Source organism: Vibrio sp. McD22-P3 (genome assembly GCF_021568915.1).
GTDB lineage: Bacteria > Pseudomonadota > Gammaproteobacteria > Enterobacterales > Vibrionaceae > Vibrio > Vibrio mediterranei.
The window spans coordinates 248,841-267,925 of sequence record NZ_JAKGTN010000004.1 but is presented as its reverse complement, the minus strand read 5'-3'; the positions used below and the strand labels follow the sequence as shown (position 1 = coordinate 267,925).

The 19,085-nt window shown below is 42.9% G+C and carries 13 protein-coding genes; 8 read left to right on the top strand and 5 right to left on the bottom strand.

The features are described 5' to 3' along the window. Window positions 1-12: 12 nt before the first annotated feature. From L2W36_RS06850 to L2W36_RS06830, 5 genes are all read left to right on the top strand, one after another. Window positions 13-933 carry a sugar kinase gene (locus L2W36_RS06850; protein WP_198558732.1) on the top strand — a complete coding sequence of 307 codons (921 nt, stop codon included), beginning with the start codon at window positions 13-15 and terminating at the stop codon, window positions 931-933. A 10-nt stretch (window positions 934-943) separates the two neighbouring features. Further along, window positions 944-1,567 carry a bifunctional 4-hydroxy-2-oxoglutarate aldolase/2-dehydro-3-deoxy-phosphogluconate aldolase gene (locus tag L2W36_RS06845; protein WP_268980652.1) on the top strand — a complete coding sequence of 208 codons (624 nt, stop codon included), beginning with the start codon at window positions 944-946 and terminating at the stop codon, window positions 1,565-1,567. Window positions 1,568-1,907: 340 nt separating this feature from the next. Next, on the top strand, window positions 1,908-4,358 hold the full coding sequence (locus tag L2W36_RS06840) for a family 20 glycosylhydrolase (protein ID WP_236109644.1): 2,451 nt from the start codon (window positions 1,908-1,910) through the stop codon (window positions 4,356-4,358). A gap of 177 nt (window positions 4,359-4,535) precedes the next feature. Beyond that, a complete protein-coding gene (locus L2W36_RS06835; protein WP_006069078.1) occupies window positions 4,536-4,958 on the top strand; it encodes a glycine zipper domain-containing protein in 423 nt (140 codons plus the stop codon). A 398-nt stretch (window positions 4,959-5,356) separates the two neighbouring features. Continuing rightward, window positions 5,357-6,310 (top strand): sensor domain-containing diguanylate cyclase, encoded by a 954-nt coding sequence (locus L2W36_RS06830; protein WP_124941861.1) that lies wholly within the window; start codon window positions 5,357-5,359, stop codon window positions 6,308-6,310. 12 nt (window positions 6,311-6,322) lie between these two features. On the opposite strand, the gene L2W36_RS06825 is transcribed toward L2W36_RS06830, so the two are convergent. The 3 genes from L2W36_RS06825 to L2W36_RS06815 form a co-directional block, all read right to left on the bottom strand. Next, window positions 6,323-6,907, bottom strand: coding sequence for an HAD family hydrolase (locus tag L2W36_RS06825; protein ID WP_198558733.1), 585 nt, complete (start codon window positions 6,905-6,907; stop codon window positions 6,323-6,325). Between the two features lie 69 nt (window positions 6,908-6,976). Next, complete coding sequence (locus L2W36_RS06820; RefSeq protein WP_236109643.1) at window positions 6,977-9,781, bottom strand: ATP-binding protein; 2,805 nt, start codon at window positions 9,779-9,781, stop codon at window positions 6,977-6,979. Further along, window positions 9,778-10,815, bottom strand: a complete 1,038-nt coding sequence (locus L2W36_RS06815; RefSeq protein ID WP_236109642.1) for a cytochrome-c peroxidase — start codon at window positions 10,813-10,815, stop codon at window positions 9,778-9,780. The genes L2W36_RS06820 and L2W36_RS06815 overlap by 4 nt, the downstream gene beginning before the upstream one ends. Window positions 10,816-11,112: 297 nt before the next feature. Between L2W36_RS06815 and L2W36_RS06810 the strand changes: the two genes are divergently transcribed. Both L2W36_RS06810 and L2W36_RS06805 read left to right on the top strand, forming a co-directional pair. Continuing rightward, window positions 11,113-12,204 (top strand): efflux RND transporter periplasmic adaptor subunit, encoded by a 1,092-nt coding sequence (locus tag L2W36_RS06810; RefSeq protein WP_006069073.1) that lies wholly within the window; start codon window positions 11,113-11,115, stop codon window positions 12,202-12,204. Window positions 12,205-12,231: 27 nt separating this feature from the next. Beyond that, window positions 12,232-15,276, top strand: a complete 3,045-nt coding sequence (locus L2W36_RS06805; protein WP_236109641.1) for an efflux RND transporter permease subunit — start codon at window positions 12,232-12,234, stop codon at window positions 15,274-15,276. Between the two features lie 85 nt (window positions 15,277-15,361). On the opposite strand, the gene L2W36_RS06800 is transcribed toward L2W36_RS06805, so the two are convergent. After that, window positions 15,362-16,105 carry a dienelactone hydrolase family protein gene (locus L2W36_RS06800; RefSeq protein ID WP_051867940.1) on the bottom strand — a complete coding sequence of 248 codons (744 nt, stop codon included), beginning with the start codon at window positions 16,103-16,105 and terminating at the stop codon, window positions 15,362-15,364. A 167-nt stretch (window positions 16,106-16,272) separates the two neighbouring features. After that, window positions 16,273-17,640, bottom strand: a complete 1,368-nt coding sequence (gene dcuC, locus L2W36_RS06795; protein ID WP_006069070.1) for an anaerobic C4-dicarboxylate transporter DcuC — start codon at window positions 17,638-17,640, stop codon at window positions 16,273-16,275. Window positions 17,641-18,083: 443 nt separating this feature from the next. On the opposite strand from dcuC, the gene L2W36_RS06790 reads away from it, so the two are divergent. Then, entirely contained in the window at window positions 18,084-18,977 is an 894-nt protein-coding gene (locus L2W36_RS06790; protein WP_236109640.1) for a LysR family transcriptional regulator, read from the top strand. The last annotated feature ends 108 nt before the right edge of the window (window positions 18,978-19,085 follow it).

The window sequence follows — 19,085 nt, the reverse complement described above, 5'->3', positions numbered from 1 at the left end:
TAAGAGGCTCTGATGAAAGTAGCTTTCTTCGGTGAATGTATGGTGGAACTGAGTGGGGAGCCACTTCGAAGAACATTCGGAGGCGATACTCTTAACACTGCGCTTTATCTAGCAAGGCTTGGACGTAATCGAGGTATTGATGTTTCCTACGCGACGGGGCTGGGTGAAGATAAATTGTCGGTTGAGATGAAACGAGCTTGGAACGATGAATATATCGACACGAGTTTGATTGAAACCGTGTCAGACAAACAGCCTGGTTTGTATTTAGTCGAAACTGATGTAAATGGAGAGCGAACCTTTCTGTACTGGCGTAATGACAGTGCCGCAAAATACTACTTTGACAATGTGGTAAGTAAACTAGAAGTTGCTTTAGCTGCTAACCAACATGATGCGCTTTATCTCAGCGGAATCAGCTTAGCCATATTGAACAATAGTGCTAGGAAACGAATGCTAACTATGGCTAAACACCATCATGAGAGTGGTAAAAAAGTCATATTTGATAATAACTTCCGTCCTCAGCTTTGGAGTAGCTCCGACGCTCGACAGTGGTATGAAAAGCTGTTGCCTTATGTGGATATAGCGTTACTCACAGAAGATGATGATAGAGAAATATGGGGGACTGAAGAGTCTATTGAGTCACGTTGTGAGCGATTTGAAATTGCAGAAGTGGTGATTAAACGCGGTTGTGAACCATGTAAGGTGATAACACGAGAAAACAATCAGATTAATACCCACATTGTCGCAGCATCGAAAGTTGCGAATGTGATTGATACCTGCGCTGCCGGTGACTCTTTTGCTGCGGGATATTTGTCTGCGAGATTGAGTGGTCAGTCATGCGAGTTATCTGCCGAGTTTGCTCATTCTGTTGCTGCTATCGTTATTCAACACCCTGGCGCTATTGTTCCACTCGGTGCTATGGATCATTTACTGTGAAGAGATCAACATGTCGTTAATTAATAAATTAAAACAATTTAAAGTTATTCCTGTTATTCAAATTAATAATGTAGACCATGCGATTCCTTTAGCTAAGGCATTAGTCGAAAACGGTCTTCCAGTCGCTGAAGTCACATTCAGAACAGAGGCGGCAGCTGCTTCTATCAAGGCTATGAGAGATGCCTACCCTGAGTTGTGTATTGGTGCGGGTACAATTTTGAACTCACAACAAGTAGATCTTGCTATTGAAGCAGGGGCTGAGTTTATTGTTGCTCCTGGCCTTAATCCCAACACGGTTAAATACTGTCAAGAAAACAATATAACCATTATCCCTGGAGTGAATAACCCAAGCCAAGTTGAGCAAGCCCTAGAGTTAGGATTGTCTTTCCTTAAGTTTTTTCCTGCAGAAGCATCTGGCGGTGTAAACATGGTTAAGTCGCTATTGGCGCCTTACGGTGATGTTGCATTTATGCCGACGGGAGGCATCAGCAAAGCGAATGTCAATGACTACCTATCTCTCGACAGAGTTCACTGCTGCGGTGGTACTTGGATGGTCGCAACATCGTTGATTGAAAACGAGCAGTGGGACCACATTGGTGAGCTTGTGCGAGCAGCGGTAGCCACGACACGATAACTAGTCTTATGTTGTTATTTGGCCAGTAATTAAGCTGGCCGCTTTTTAGTCCAGTTATTTTGTTTTAATGCCCATTAATTTGGGTAGCCCTTTGACAACCCTAAAATAGATAATTATTAATGAAAAAAATCATATCAATAAGTGTTTTAGCGCTGGTTTAATGCTGAATTTACCGCGCGTGAGCATACCGTTAAATTTCTCGACAAGTACTCAGATTTTATGAGGCCATACGCAGAAATTGTCGATGCGGACAAAAACATTTATATCCCAGGACCAAATAAAGGCGAAACTGAGTGACGCTATCGTATTGGTCTGAACTTTGTATTCTAAGGAAATAATAATGAAAAAGAGTATCTTAACTTTACTGGTAGCCGGTTCACTAACAACAACGGCAGCATGGGCTATGGCACCAAATACTGATTTAAACTTAATGCCTTATCCACAATCGGTGGAATTAGGTCAAGGAAGCGTAACGTTAGACAAAGATTTTAGTATTTATATTAAAGGATTTAATTCTGACCGAGTCGAATATACGGCAAAGCGCTTTGTAGAACGCTTAGAGCGTCAAACAGGTCTACCGACGCTTAACTGGCGAGCTGATTCAGAGGATGAAGCGACGTTTGTTATCGACATTCAATCCCCAGCTAAGAGTGAGGTGCAAGATATTGATGCCGATGAGTCGTACAAGCTAACGAGCAATGATGGCAAAATTGTTTTAGAGTCGAGCCGCCCATATGGCGCTATTCGTGGTATTGAAACCATTCTCCAACTGGTCCAGACCGATGCTAATGGTTATTCTGTTCCGGCAATCAGTATTGTCGATGAGCCGCGTTTTAGATGGCGTGGTGTTTCTTATGATACATCTCGTCACTTCATTGAGATGGAAGTGATTTTGCGTCAACTTGATGCGATGGCATCGGCGAAAATGAACGTGTTCCATTGGCATATTTGGGATGACCAAGGAATCCGAATTCAATTAGATAACTACACTAAACTGTGGGAGAAAACCACGGACGGTAATTACTACACCAAAGACCAAATTCGTTATGTCGTAGAGTATGCACGTAAACTAGGTATTCGTGTGGTTCCTGAAATTTCGTTACCGGGCCATGCGTCAGCCGTTGCTCATGCTTATCCAGAATTGATGTCTGGGTTAGGGGAACAAAGTTATCCGCAGCAGAGAGAGTGGGGGGTATTTGAGCCTCTGATGGACCCGACGAACCCCGAATTGTATGTCATGTTAGAAAGTGTATTCGACGAAGTGGTTGAATTGTTCCCGGATGAATACTTCCATATCGGAGGTGATGAGCCTAACTACAAACAATGGCAAGAAAATCCAGAAATTCAAACTTTTATCAAAGATAAAGAGCTTGATGGTGAACGAGGTCTTCAGTCGTACCTCAACGCGAAAGTGGAAAAAATGCTTGAGGAGCGTGGTAAGAAGATGAGCGGCTGGGACGAAATCTGGCACAAAGATCTTCCTAAATCGATTGTGATTCAGAGCTGGCGAGGCCATGACAGTATTGGCCGTGCGGCACAAGAGGGTTACCAAGGGTTGCTATCAACAGGCTATTACTTAGACCAACCACAGCCTACAAGTTATCACTATAGAAATGATCCGATGCCGAGTGGCATCACCGTTGACGATAAGCTTCACGAAGGGGAGCGCTTTGTTAGCTACCAGTGGGAAAAACCGCGTACTAAAGGTGGCCCACGCAAAGGCTTACTCACTATTATTCAAGCAAAAGACGGTAAAGTTCGTGCATTTACGGATTATAACGGTAAATCTCGAGCTGAAGTTGAGATCTTAGAATATGAACCTGGCAAGATATTCCGCGGCCACTTTGATAACTTCATGTCATACACAGAGTTCAATCTTAAGCTACCGGGAGAGCAGTTTGCCGAAGGGAGCTATCAGCTTATTGGTAATGTTAGGTGGCCAACGACGGGGAAACTGGTTGCTTCTTCAGCACAAGAGGGAGCGTCAATTCCTGAGCCAACTGGTGGCTATCCTGCTGAACTGAACGAACAAGAACAAAAGCTGATATTGGGTGGAGAAATCACCGTTTGGGGTGAAAATATCAATTCGATGACGATGGAAAACAGAATTTGGCCGCGCAGTTATGCGATTGCAGAGCGATTCTGGTCAAGTGAAGAGCTGACTGATGAAGCAAGCATGTATAAGCGTATGCGTGCAGTTGATAATTGGTCTGAAATTTCTTTGGGTATGCGCCACCATGCTGACGCAAGAGTCATGATGCAAAGGTTGGCTAATGGCAGCGATATAACACCTTTATTGGTGTTGGCGAAGTACACTGAACCTGCACAATACTATGCGCGTAACTGGGAAAAATGGATTCAGACAGAGAACCCAGGAGATTTATATAATCAACACGAACGCCTGAATCGTTTTGCTGATGCGCTCCCAGTGGAGAGTTACACTGTGTACGAAATGCGTGATTTGGTGACACAATACGTTAAGGGAGACAAGTCTGCTTTAACGTCGCTTAAAAATCACTACGAGCAATTACTCAATGCTTCTTCTGAGGCAGCTACAGTCTTTGCTAACAACGTAGCGTCAGTAGATACGGTACCGTTAGCTAAGGCATCACAGAAGATAGCTCAGTTAGGTTTGACACTGGTAACAAAAGCCGAAGCTGGCGAGAAAGTGTCTTCAGCCGATGCAAGAGAATATCAGTCTATGATTAATGACTCAGCGAAGATCATTGATGAAAGTATTGTCGCTACAGTGAAGCCGACGGAAATGTTACTTTGGTCACTATCAAAGTAATTCCATCGGCCTACTAGGTGCCGCATTAGAATAAACGCCCCTACTTAACTTGGGGCGTTTTATGTTACATGGGCTGATAACCACTGCTTATCAGCTTGATAACAACAAGTGAATTCAGTAATAGCACTCAAGGCGTTAGTCTAACCATACGCAAACACATAACGTCGAGAGCACCCTATGACATTTTCAAAATCTCAACTTAAATCACTTTTCGCCATTTCTACCCTCGCTCTGCTAGCAGGATGCTCTTCGCCCGCGTTTGATGCAGAAAACGAAAACTCTGCGAGAAACCGCGGAGCTGCTGGAGGTGCGTTGTTAGGCGCTACCATGGGGGTTTTAACCGGTGAGCCTGAACTCGCGGTTAAAGGAGCAGTCGCTGGTGGTGTTGCTGGTGGAGTCGCTGGTTCAATGAAAGATCTTGAGGATTCACGCGAAACCAACCGTACCGAAATTTTAGCTGATGGGATAAAACAAGATAATCGTAGTGAAGCGGAGATGCGTGCTGATGAGCTTGAAGCTCAAATTCGCATTAAAGAGCTAGAGCAGAAATTGGCAGAGATGGAAGCTCAGCAAGACGATCAAGTAATCGATGCGAGCTAGTTAAAAGCCGAGTATTACTCCAGTTTTAAAGCATCAGATAAAGAAAAGGCCGATTGAGAACTCAATCGGCCGAAAACAGTGTGAACAAATCGGTTCACTAACAACGTCAGTTGGCTAGGTGACCTCAAATTTTGAAGTCACTTTCCATAATGCATTTCGCGTGCCAATATTTCTTTTGGTTAATGCTAAGGTTTAAGGCAATATTAATGCATAGTCAATGTCGTTTTTTTCATTATGCAATTGCAATATGCGTTGATTTTGCAATATGCAATTAACTGCTTTGTCACTAATTCCTCTGAGTTCATATCATTTTGTGCTGCTTTAGTTACATAGATATGGCAGAACTCGCGTATTTTGTCTAATTTTATAGCTATCGATTGAGAACGGTTCAGAGACATATGCAACCAGCACCGATACCTATAAATGATGACTACCGACTTAGTGTTCTCCAAACTCTGAGGCTATTGGCCACACCTGAAGAGAGGTTCGATCGAGTGACTCGCCTAGCTAAACGTATGTTTAGCGTGGACATTTCTATTGTAAGCATCGTTGAGCAAGATCGGCAATGGTTCAAATCTTGTGTAGGCCTCGATACTACTGAAACGGCGAGAGATATCTCATTCTGTGGGCATGCCATTCTTGGTGATGAGCCGTTCATTATTTCGGATGCTCTGTCTGACGAACGTTTTAGTGACAACCCACTTGTTGTATCTAAACCCAATATCCGATTTTATGCCGGTGTTCCAATTAAGTTAGCTGACAATGTTAAAGTGGGAACGCTTTGTATCATTGATAGCAAGCCTCGACATTTTAGTGACCAAGAAGTCCAAGATCTTATTGATTTGGCAAAACTCGCAGAAGATGAGTTAATAGCGTGCCTGGACAGTACGATTGATGAATTGACTCAAATTTCAAACCGTCGAGGCTTCAATAAATTGGCTGACAAGGTTATCAATCGATGTCGTTTCGCTATGGAGCCATACACACTGGCATCGTTCGATCTCAATCACTTTAAACTGATCAACGATACTTACGGGCATGGTCAGGGAGATGCAGCGTTAGCGACCTTTGCTCGATTGCTCGTTGAGAACTTTAGAGATTCCGATGTGATAGCGAGAATTGGGGGTGATGAGTTCGTTGTTCTCATGTCTGGAACCACAAGAGTGGATGCTAAATTTCCATTGATGCGTTTCAAAGATCAAATAGCGGTGTTCAACGGTTCGAGTGAATGCGAATTTGAGTTGTCTTACAGCGTCGGCGTGGTTTGCTTCTCACCTTTAGAAGATCTCACACACAATGACTTATTGTCTAAAGCCGATCTAGCGATGTACGCAAGTAAACAGGCTAACTAACGGATATTCTATTTATAAGGTTTCCACTAAATACTGATGTAACTCTCCGAGGGAAGTAAAAGTATACGTCGCTTCAGTCATGTTAGGTGACGTCACGTTACCATTGGAAATAAAGCAGCTTAAGCAGCCTGCATTCTCTCCGGTCTTTATGTCGTATTCGTGGTCACCAACATAAATAACTTGTTCCGATGTTAGTTGCCATTTTTCTATTAAAAAGAGTAATGAAGCAGGGTTGGGTTTGGCAGGAAAATCTTCTCGAGTAATGAGCTCATGAACCTCAATGTTATTGGATTTTAGCTTCGTCTCTGCAGCCTGACGACAATTGCGAGTAATGACGCCTGAATAGAGGTGCTTTTCTTCCATCCACTTTAGCAACTCATGTGCTCCCTTCATAAGCGTACTTGATCGAGCATCTTCGATTTCATGGCGAAGAATAATGTCGTTTAGTGCCCTGCGTTTAGCGTCCTCGCTCGAGCTAGCAACATGTTCTAGCAGATCTTTGTCATCAGGACAGGCTAGTTCTTTACGAAGAAGCTTAAAGTCGAGGTTGCAAGATACCAACGTATTATCCAAATCAAACACTACCGCTTTGAGCATTGAATTTCATCTCTTTTTTCACACATCCGGTAATGATAATGTATCCTGAACTTGTGTTAGTATCGATAGTTAATTTGGTGAAATTGTTGATATTGGCGGCCGCATCCCTTGCTGATGATCAAGTATGCGAATCGCTTCATGGATATTGACTTCGACTAGGTTAACCAGTGATTGCATCGCTTCAATATTCGGGACTGTATCGTTATCTAACTCACTTAGTAACACGTCTATTTTGTTGATAAGTCTATTCAACTCGGACTCTTGTGCTACCTTCCTCAGCGTTATAATGACGTTTTTGAGCCCGATAACGTCTTGTGAAGAATAGACTTTGACGAGAGTATTGAGCGTCTCTTCGCCGATGGATTTAAATTGCTCTATATTGTCTAACCGCACTTGTTTCGATTCGCTAGTTGAATCCAACAGCGTGAGTTCCGCTTCAGTATTGGTGCAGTCGAGTTGCATGATGTCGTGGCGCACTAACTGGATAACATTACTGTTTTCAGGTGGCGTTGGGTTCACCAATAGGTGTTGGTACCTTTGGAGAGCATCGATAAAACTCTCTTTTTGCAGGGGCTTAGTCAGAATATGGTTTGCACCAGCGTCAACAAAATTATCATGAGCTTCTTTAAAAACATCGGCGGTACAGCCAAATATGACGGTTTTTGATCCTAGCTCTTGTCTAATAATACGAGTTGCTTCTATGCCATCCATTACGGGCATATGATTGTCCATAATGATAAGGTCGTACTGTTTTTTACCGACTTTCTCTACCGCTATTTTCCCATTTTCCGCTACTTCTACATTGTGACCTTGTTTCATACAAAATGTCTTTGCGACGAGAGCATTAACTTTGTTATCTTCGACGAGAAGGATAGCAAGAGACTGAGCAATTGCCTGTTCATCGAGTGAGACCTTGTCTTTAAGCTGAATTTCTTTGTTCTCAATTGGTGTTAGGTTGGCGGTGACAGTGAATTTACTTCCTTTGCCTAGTTCGCTGGACACATAAGCGTCACCTCCCATGAGGTTGGACAATTTTTTTACAATTGCCAGTCCAAGCCCAGTTCCCCCAAATTGTCTTGTTGTAGATGCTTCTGCTTGAGTAAAAGGATCGAAGATTGTAGCTAGTCTGTCACTTGGGATGCCAACACCAGTATCAATGACATCAATATTCAATTGCTCTTTACTTTTCGACATTGAACTCTGAGAATTCGAAAAAACTAGCTCAACAGATCCACGCTCTGTAAATTTGACGGCATTTCCGAGCAAATTAAAGATTAATTGTCTGATTCGCGATTTATCTCCTCGGAACGATTTTCCGGATGGTAATTGATTGTTCAGTTTGAACTGAATACCTTTTTCATTGCAAATGGCTGAATACGTACTGATTATTGGAGAACAAAGTTCGTCTATCGCAAAGTCGATATCTTCAAGTTCGAGTTTTCCTTCTTCTATTTTTGATATATCGAGGATGTCGTTTAACAAAGATAACAAGTGGTTTCCAGACTCAAGCAAAACACTGAGTTGCTCTTTATGTTGCGCCTGTGTTACTGAGGACTCGAGAATTTGAGCCATGCCCAAAATGCCATTTAGTGGCGTCCTCAGTTCATGGCTCATGGTAGCAAGAAATGTTGATTTAGCTCGGTTGGAGGCATCTGCTACTTGGACCGCTTGTTGGAGATTCTGCTCCAACTGCTTTCTATCACTGCTGTCTCGTTCTACTGCGATAAACTGTTCGATTTGATTATGAATATTCCTAATCGGTGTAATAACAATGTCGATCCAATATGGGCGTCCATCTTTGTGATAGTTCAAAAGCTCTGATTGAACAGTATGCCCTTGGCTGAGTTCATCTGAAATTCGTTTTATTTCCTCCTTAGAAGTGTCAATTCCTTGTAGAAGATCACCTGGCTTCTTGCCAATGGTCTCTTTGAGTTGGTATCCAGAGAGCTTTTCGAATGCACTGTTAACCCATGTAGTTAGGCCATCTCTATTTGTAATCACAATGGCGTCGCTAGCGTGTTCAACTACCATTGCTAGCTGAGAACGCTCTTTTTCGTTGTCGAGCAACTCCTTGTTCAATTTGGCTTCTACATGTTGCTGTAGCCATTGACGCCAGTATAGATAGGCGCCCAAACACAAGAAAAGCGTTACCGATGACAAAGCGATTTGGAGCTTGGTATCGGAAGAACGTTGCAACCAGAAATCGTTGGTTTGATTTAGTAAACTATGAACTTCACTGTCTATTAGGGCTTTCTTTTCATTACTAATGTCTTGATTTACACGCTTGTTTAGCCGAACGTAGTTGTCTAGGGTGACGACACTAGTATTGTCGCGAAGTGTGTTTGATAAATCGCTTAAGTTGTTTTTAGCGTCAAGATAGCGATAAATGGAAAGCTTGTCAGTTTCATCCAGAGAATAATCACTCCAGAGCTTGTCTTTTAACGCTTGGATAGTTTTATTGGAATACTCCAGAGACACTTTTGCGCTGAGCAGACGTTCTAATCTTTGCGTAAACGACAACATTGCGTCTCGAACGGTTTTTGCGGAGGCTACTGCTGTCTCAGGTACAGGGTTTAAAATTGGAAAGTAGGCATTATGATTTTGTCGAATATTCTCATACAGTTTGTCAGATAACAGTTCTATAGATACCAATTCATTTGAAAACTGGTCATAAGTGCTGTTGTCACTATATTCAAAAACGTAGATCTCTTCGAGATTGTGAGTGACATTCTGAGACAGCGATAGGTACGCTTTCTGATAAGCTTCACTAACATAGCTATTGACGGCGCTTATCACAAGCCAACATGCGGCTACTAGAGTACCAAGCATGTAGAACAACTCTATCCGTGAACGGTTAAACAATCTCTTTTTCATTGCGCTAACTCCGTCAAGAGCGGGGGAGGCGGTGCTGACAGTGCATTAAGAAAGGCGCTAATTTCAAGAGTTGTAGTGGCATCTAACTCCCTTCCTAGCTGTACTTTAGCCATGGTGACAATCGCCTCTTCCAATGTCGCAGCACGACCATCATGAAAATAAGGTGCAGTCTTTGCGACATTTCTTAGGCTAGGGACACGAAACACTCCTTTATCAGAATTAATTCCAGTGACGTTGTAACGACCTAGATCTCTTTCTTGACTAGTCGTAGTACTAACATTGCCAAATTTCTGAAAAAGGTTGCCCCCAATGTTGGTTCCTTGATGACATACTACGCAACCCAAAGATTGAAACTTCTCCCACCCCATTTGTGCAATTGGCTCCATTGCATCGGTTTGCCCTTTAAGAAATAAGTCGAAAGGCGAATCTGGTGTGTTAAGGGCGGTCATAAACATGACTAAGGCATTTTTGACCGTTTCTTCTGTGATGACTCCGCCAAAGTACTCGTTGAATTGCACGCGGTAGTCTTGCACCGATTGCACGTATTCAACAATGTTTCTCCAATTAGTATTCATTTCGAGAGGGTTGTGGACGGGACCGTCCATTTGTTTCTCTAGGCTTGAAGCACGCCCATCCCAGAAGAAACGAGTGTTATAGGCTATGTTGAATACTGTAGGAGAATTCCTAACACCTGATCCATTTACGCCTCTTGAGACACGGACATTTTCCGCACCATTATCGAAAATATGATGGCAAGATTCACAGCTCACTTGCTGATTGGATGACAGCCTAGGGTCAAGAAAAAGTTGTAGTCCTAACTGCGCCTTATTTTTGTCGTTGCCCTCTAGGTTGGTGTGTTCAATTGGAGCAACAAGGTGAACAACACCATATTGCTGCTTGTGGGCGAGGGAGTGGTGCTCTTCGTGCTTAAGTTGCTGGAGTGTCAGGGGCGAGTCAAAATTCAGAAGCAGGTAGGCACCAAGTATCAAAATAGCGAATAGTGAGGATAGCCACCTAATGAGAATTTTGTTCATACAATGTACACATAATATTGATCATATGTATCAGTATGGGATACTTATTTGTCGTTTCAATTAAAGCTAAAAAAACCAAAAAAAGAATGAACTCGTAGTTAATTTAAGGTCTTAGATATTGCTCTGTCTTGGCTGAGCTAGTTTGGTCTACGAATTGGATTATTCAAAGGTTGGGTTTTTGTTTGTGGTTTGTTGCTTTTTGCTACGCTTAATGTAACTTGTACCAATAACGTGTAATTGATTTCTTAGACCTATTATTGTCTTGGTTTTTATAAATTTTTTTGTTGGGTGGTTGTTATGAAAACTCATTTACGTGCGCTAACTTTAGCAACGGTAATCGGTGTTGCTCTATCAGGATGCAGTCCTGAGCCGGAACAAAAGGCAGAAGCGCCAGTTGTTCGTCCTGTTAAAACTATGGTCATTGGTTTAGAAAACCAAAGTATGATTCGTGAATTCCCTGCGCGTGTTCTCGCATCGAATCGTGCTGATATGGCTTTCCGTGTCTCGGGTAAGGTCAACAGCATTCCAGTGAAAGAAGGTGATAATGTTGAGAAAGGCACGGTACTTGCGACATTAGACGACACTAATTTCAAACTTGCTGTGCGTGATACACGTGCGACTTTGCAGCGAACTCAAGCTGACTTCAAACGCGCTCAAGAACTGATTAAAGATAACTTTATCTCCAAAAAAGATTTTGAACAGCTACGTGCTAATTTGACACGTGCAAAAGCAGCATACGATAAAGCAAACACAGAACTTGGCTATACCAAACTTTTAGCGCCTTTTGACGGTTTTGTGGCACAGCGAGATATTCAAAATTTCGAAAACGTTGAAGCTAAGCAGGTGGTGTTTACTTTCCAAAACCTAAACACCCTTGAATTGAAATTTAATGTTCCTGAAAAGTTAGTAAGGCAAATTCGCGATGAACAAGCTGAAGATCCTGTAGAGATACCGGTTTTCGCTTATTTTGATGCAGCTCGAGAGAAACCATATCCAGTGACGGTGACGGAAGTGTCCTCTAAAGCTGATGCTGATACACAAACCTTTGAGGTGACGGTGACACTTGAGGCACCATCGGATCAAAATATCCTTCCAGGTATGACGGGCTATGTCACTGCAGATTTTTCTAAACTCCAAGAAACGAAAGGCTCAATCCAAGTGCCTGCAACTGCGGTAATTAGCGACAATGCACACAATGCCACAGTGTGGGTTGTTGGAGACGACAACACGGTTTCTCCAAAGCAGATCGAAGTCTCCACGATGTCTGGTGACAAAATCACGGTACTCTCTGGACTTGAAATGGGTGAGCGCATTGTCACTGTAGGTGTTCCATTTTTGATTAAAGGTATGGAAGTGAGCCTAATGCCTGAAATCGATCAGGCGCAATAACTGTAACTCAGCAAGAAGAGATGTTTTATGAATTTAGGTGAGTATTCAGTAAAGAATAAGGTGAATAGCTGGCTTTTAGTCCTGCTAATGACCATTGGCGGTGTTTTGGCTTACTTTGAAATGGGTAAACTTGAGGACCCAGCATTCACAATTAAAGAAGCAAAAATTATTACTGCTTATCCAGGAGCTTCTCCTCAGGAAGTCTACGACGAGGTTACGTATCACATCGAAGATGCAGTTCGTCTTCTTGGGCAAGTTAAACGGATCAAGCGCTCAGTAACTCGTGAAGGTTTGTCGGATATTACGATTGAGTTTAAAGACGAATATACCTCGGCTGAAATGCCAGGCATATACGATGAACTTCGCCGTAAAATTGCTGACAATAAGCATAAATTGCCTCCGGGCGCAGGCGAGCCACAAATTATCGATGATTTTGCCGATGTTTATGGTGGGTTCCTAGCGCTTAATGGCGAAGGTTATACCTATCGCGAGTTAAAAGATGTTGCCGACAACCTTAAGAAGCAACTAGTACTTGTCCCTGGCGTACGTAAAGTTGCAATTGATGGTGACCAAAAAGAAGTTGTTTATGTTCAGATGTCTAGAGCCAAAATGGCGGAGCTTGGCATTGATATGGCTACGATAGAGAACCTGTTAAGTTCTCAAAACTTGGTTTCCGATTCTGGTCGTTTCCGTGTCGGACCTGAGTTTATTCGAATTGAGCCTACAGGTAGCTTTAAACATGTAAGTGAAATTGAAGATCTACTTATCTCAAGTGACACCAAGAAGCTAATTCGTTTAGGCGATATTGCCGAAGTAACGCGTGAATATGTCGAAGAGCCGTCGAAGCTCATCTACTTCAATGGAAAACCTTCGTTAACAGTTGGTATTTCAATGCTTCCTGGTAAAAACGTTGTGGAAGTAGGCGGATTAATCGCAGATAAGATCGCAAGTCTAGAGAACCAAATCCCTCTTGGTATGAACCTAGATATCATCTACGATCAGCCATCTGAGGTTGATCAATCAGTAGCTGGGTTTGTGACCAACACTGTCGAAGCGTTGATTATCGTAGTTGTTGTTCTGCTTGCCTTTATGGGTTTACGTGTCGGACTTATTATCGGCGCTGTATTGATGATTACAGTGGCAGGTACCTTGGCACTAATGCACATGTATGGTATCGAGCTACAACGTATCTCTCTAGGTGCGTTGATCATTGCACTCGGGATGTTGGTAGATAATGCCATCGTTGTCGCCGAAGGAATGATGATACGTATCAAGCGCGGTGTTCCAGCGATGAAGGCAGCCGGAGAAGTTGTTGGTGCGAATGGTTGGGCGCTACTCGGTGGTACCGCTGTAGGTATTCTAGCGTTTGCAGCAATTGGTATGTCTCAGAGTAACACTGGTGAATTTACCCGTTCTCTGTTCTACGTAATCCTAATTTCTCTGTCTTTAAGCTGGGTTACGGCAGTATCGACGACACCGCTGCTTTGTGCATTATTGCTCAAAAAAGATGACAAGAAAGAAGGGGAAGAAGAGAAAGACCCATACGCAGGTGCTGGCTTTGTAATTTATAAGAGCGTTCTTCAGTTTGCGCTTAAGCAACGAGCACTGACCATTAGTGTGATTTTGGCGATGTTTGTTGCATCGGTTTGGGGATTTGGATTCGTTAAGAACGCGTTCTTCCCAAATGCAAACACGCCAATGTTCTTCGTGGATGTTTGGGAAGTTGAAGGCACGGATATTCGTCAAACTCGTGATGATACGCTAAAAATTGCCGATTTTATTCGTGAACAAGATGGTGTTGAATGGACCGCGAGTTTCATTGGTGGCGGTGCATCACGTTTCTCGCTGGTATATACACCACAAGACTCAACCAAAGCTTACGGTCAGATCATTGTTCGTACTGAAACACGTGAACAAATCGCACCTTTACAAAAGAAAATCGATACTTTCATGACAGAAAATATCGACAATATTGAGCCTAAAATCAAAGGGCTACGTATCGGTCCTGGACGTGACTCGAAAATTGAGGCTCGATTTGCTGGTCCGGATCCAGAAGTTTTGCGTGATTTAGCTTCTCAAGCTGAAGCGATCATGCACGCTGACCCAGAGACTAAGGAAGTTCGTAACGACTGGCGTCAACCGGTTAAGTTGATTAAACCAATCTTTAATGAACAGGTGGCTCGACAACTCGGGATCACTCGTACTGAGCTTACTGCTTCGTTAAAAGCAGCGAGTGAAGGTTCTCAAGTCGGTATTTATCGAGATGGCGTGAGACTATTACCGATTTATTTCCGTTCCGATGCGAGCGAGCGACAAAACGTTGCTCAATTGATGGATGCGCAAGTATACAGCCCTGTTCTGCAAAGAACGGTTCCAATTGCACAAGTTGTCGTTGGCTTTGAAACAGTATGGGAAGATGCGATGATTCGTGGACGCGATCGTTTGACGACCATTATTGCTTCTGCGAACCCTACGGGTGAACTGGCAGCACCACTGTTTGAACGCCTAAAACCACAAATAGAAGCTATCGAACTACCACCAGGTTATTCGATGGACTGGGGTGGTGAGTACGAAGACTCAGCAGAAGCGCAAGGAGCCTTGTTCAGTGCTATTCCAGTTTCATTCATCATGATGATTATTGTGGTTGTGTTGCTGTTTGGTAAAGTACGTCAGCCACTGATTATCTGGATTACTGTACCACTGGCAATCATTGGTATTACAGCTGGTCTTCTGCTGCTTGATGGTGCCTTTGACTTTATGGCGTTGCTGGGTGCATTGAGTTTAATCGGCCTATTGATTAAGAATGCGATAGTGTTATTGGAAGAAATCGATATGCAAGCGGAAGAAAAACCGCTTTATGATGCGATTATTGATTCTTCGATCTCTCGTATGCGACCAGTAATGCTTGCGGCATGTACAACGATATTAGGTATGATCCCACTACTGGGAGACGTATTCTTCGTTAACATGTCTATTACGGTCATGTTCGGATTAGGATTTGCGACCATTTTAACCTTGGTCTTCATCCCAGTAATGTACGCGATTTTGTTCAAAGCTAAGAATCCAGCTTAAATCACATTGAAATGATCAAAAAGGTCAGACACATCGTCTGACCTTTTTTGTTTTCCGTTTATCTAATCTAAGTCAAACAGATGGTTTACTTACCTGTCTTAGCGACTAAAAACTCAGAGAAGGCTTTCCAAGACTTTTTGTCGGCGTCTTCACGGTAGTTTTTAGAACCAAACACAGTAAAGGCATGTGGTGCACCACTGTAGGTGATCATCTCGTGCTCTACACCGTTCTTTTCTAATTCCACCGCAAGTTGCGCAAATTGAGACATGGGGATTGCAGTATCAGCAGTGCCGTGAAGCACTAGGATCGGTGCTTTAGTTTGTGCGTAGTTTTGTCCATCGGGCGTTGTTAGGCCACCATGGAAGCTTACGAAGCCTCGCGCATTCATACCTGCTCGCGCGGATTCTAATACAGCAGCACCACCGAAGCAGTATCCCATGACCACTGTATCATCTAAGTTTCCACCAAGTTTGCCGGCTTCTTGTAATCCAGCATTCATCAGAGCTTGAAGCTTGGCTCTGTCTTTATAGAGCTCACCTGTGTGCTGCTTCTTGTCTTCAACTTTTGTTGGACGAACGTCTTGCCCGAATAAATCCACTGCGAATACGTTATAGCCCATTTCATTGAGCATTTCTGCTCGGTCTTCTTCGTATTCAGTGAGACCGTCCCAGTCATGAACTAACAACACTAGTGGCGCTGTATTATTCACTTTGGCCCAGTAGCCTTCATAAGGCTGCCCATCTACCTCATAGATAACATGTTCACCCGCTACAGAGTAACTACTGACTAACGCTGTACCAAGAAGCATTCCAATGAGTCTCTTATTCATTATTGTTTCCTCTTTACTGGCTTTATTGTCCTCGCACTACAAAGCTTAGTACGTACATTCCAGATAGAGGTGTAACCAATTGAATTTTTTATTGCGTGAAAGGCGAGGTTTTGATTTGAACGTAAAAAAGGGAAGCAGTCGCTTCCCTTGGATATTCGATTATTGGACTATACACTCATCGGTACTAATACCATGGTGCCTATGATTACGGTAATCAGACCAGCAAGTACAGGAACCGAGGTACGCTTTACAACCTCAAATGGAGAAATATTACCCATACCCGATGTGGCGACGATAACACCGGAAACTGGCGAAATTGTACGACCTAGGTTTGAGGCTTGTAGCATTGGGATGATTAGGAATGCTGGATTTAATCCCATTTTTGCTGCTAGGGAAGGCGCAAGCTCAACGAATGCATAGAATGGCGCATTACCTGAACCTGTCGCAATCGCCGCGGCTACAGTCAGACCGGTGAGAATTAACATTAGTGCGACACCGCCAGCACCCGCCTTATCTGCAAGGTGAAGAAGATTGTCGATAGCGCCAATCGACATTAAGCCTTGTGCGAATACACCAGCTGCAACTAAGAGCATAACAACGCCTTTAAAGGCATCGGCCATACCTTGATAACAAGATTCTAAGTCTTCTAATGTTTTTTGGCCGTTGAAGCGCTTAGTAATAAAGTCGATGAGGGCACCTAGGAAGATAGAGCCTACCACGATAGTGTAGATATCAAGTGTAAGACCTGGAATCGTACGGCCATTGAAAAGGAAAACACCGATGATCGGTAAGAAAGGCAGAATGCAATAGAATGCCGGAGCGTCTACCTTCATTTCTGACACATCAACCCGCTCCATTGGCGTATTTTCTTTTTTATCTAGATATTTGTTCCAAAAAAATGCGGCAGCAGCCATAACAATAATGGCACAGATTGAAACAGGTAAGACGGTTTGTACCGCGAAAACGTCAAGCGCAAGTCCAGACTTTTCAGCGGCAATCACGACGTCACCGGAAGTTGGAGATAGAATGATGGCAGCTGGTGAAGCACATACAGCTACCGCTGCTGGTCGAGAGATACCCATAGCGGTCATCATAGGAAACAAGGTTGCCATTAGTAGGACACCTAGGCCCGTTGCTGAACTTACCGCGAGAGACATCAAACAAGCCACAATATAAGCGGCAACAAGTAGAATGTAAGGAGATTTAATGAAAGAGAGGGGTTTTGAAAACTGTTTTACTACTACGTTGTTTGCGCCAATGTGAGTCATGTAAGAGGCAAAACCACAAAGTAGCATGATTTGCATACCCAGACCGCCGCCTCGATATTGCAGCATGTACTTCACGTATTCGAGTGAATCAGTAACGATGTTACCCGTAGAGGTGATTTTTGCCGGTAGTACGGTATGGCCCAAAATCCCTGTTAATAGCAGTAGTGCAATACCTGCAGTTAGTAGTACGCCAGCCGGTCGGTAGCCTTTTACAATGAAGTAGCCGACGGCGATCGTCACGACTAGACCAATTAATAGTTCTAACATAATTCTCCCTTGAAACTGTTAAATATCTAAAGTATCTATTTCAAAATATGTCAGAAACTGTACAAAATATTACACTGTGGCACGACAACTACATGCCGATGTAATGATCTAAGACAAACAATTAATTAAATTGAAAATAGTGGGTAATTTATCTGTTTTTTATTTGTTCACTAGCTGTTAATTTCAGATTAAATCACTACCACAAAAGTATTACTTGGCTCACAGTGAAGAATAGTTATCCAATCGGGAAAGAAATTTGCTGTGTGAATGATTTTGCTAAATACACTAGGTGTTGCTGGTGTTTCTCATAGTTTATAGCCAAATTGATGTGACTAAGTTTTGCTATTGCCACTAACTAACAATGAGAGATTAATTCTTGGTTTCTATTGCAATTCTAGCCATGCACGACAGAATAATGTTATCACCTGCTTGAGAACTTCATCATGTATCATTCATCTATTAATCTTCTTGATGTTCGCGCTTTTGTGCTGGTCGCTAACTTAGGTAACTTTACAAAGGCGGCTGAAGCACTCAAGGTGTCGAGGTCCCATGTTTCGAGGCAGATTCAATCGCTAGAAAAGCAAATGGGAGTGAGTCTACTTATTCGAACCACTCGAACAATGAAGTTAACGGAAGCAGGAAAAGCATTTTTAAGCTCTTGTGATGGTGCATTGCAGTCGATTGATCAAGCGGTACATGCTGCAATTGACGATGTGGAAGAAGTCCGTGGAAGTATTAAGATCAATTGTGTAGGTGGTTATATAGGTGAGGAGCTTGTTGCAAACTACTTATCTCAGTTTTTATTGAAATATCCAGAGGTCAATATAGAGCTTGATTTCTCGAGCCATCGAGTTGACTTACTCGAAGAAGAGTTTGATTTAGCCATACGTATGGGGGTATTACTCGATTCTAATTATATCGCTAGACATCTCACAAACATTGAAATGCAAACGCTAGCCAGCCCTGACTACCTTGCTAGATACCCTAAACTAACCCACCCCAAAGAGCTAAAGCAGCATAAATGCATTACAGGCTCAGTAACCAAGTGGCGCTTTGTAAATAACATCAATCAAGAAGTCTTCGAAACTTCCATTAACGGCGACCTGAAATGCAAGAACGGGCGTGTGCTAATTAATGCGGCAAAGTCTGGGTTAGGGCTAATTCGAGTCCCGACCCTTTATTGCGAAGACGAATTGGCGGCAGGGGTTCTAAAACCTGTATTTGATGATTGGGGTATTGAGTTGGTACCACTTTCGCTAATTTATCATAGGGATAGATATCAACCTCGTAAGATTAAGGAGTGTGTACAGTTTCTGCTAAGTGAGTTCTCGAAATAAGCGTGTGGATGGTTTTGACTGAAGCAAAGAGTGATGTGTAGCACGTAATAAACTATGCAACATGTTTGTCATTTGGATGCTATCAAGTTATTGTTGGAGTCTCAGCCT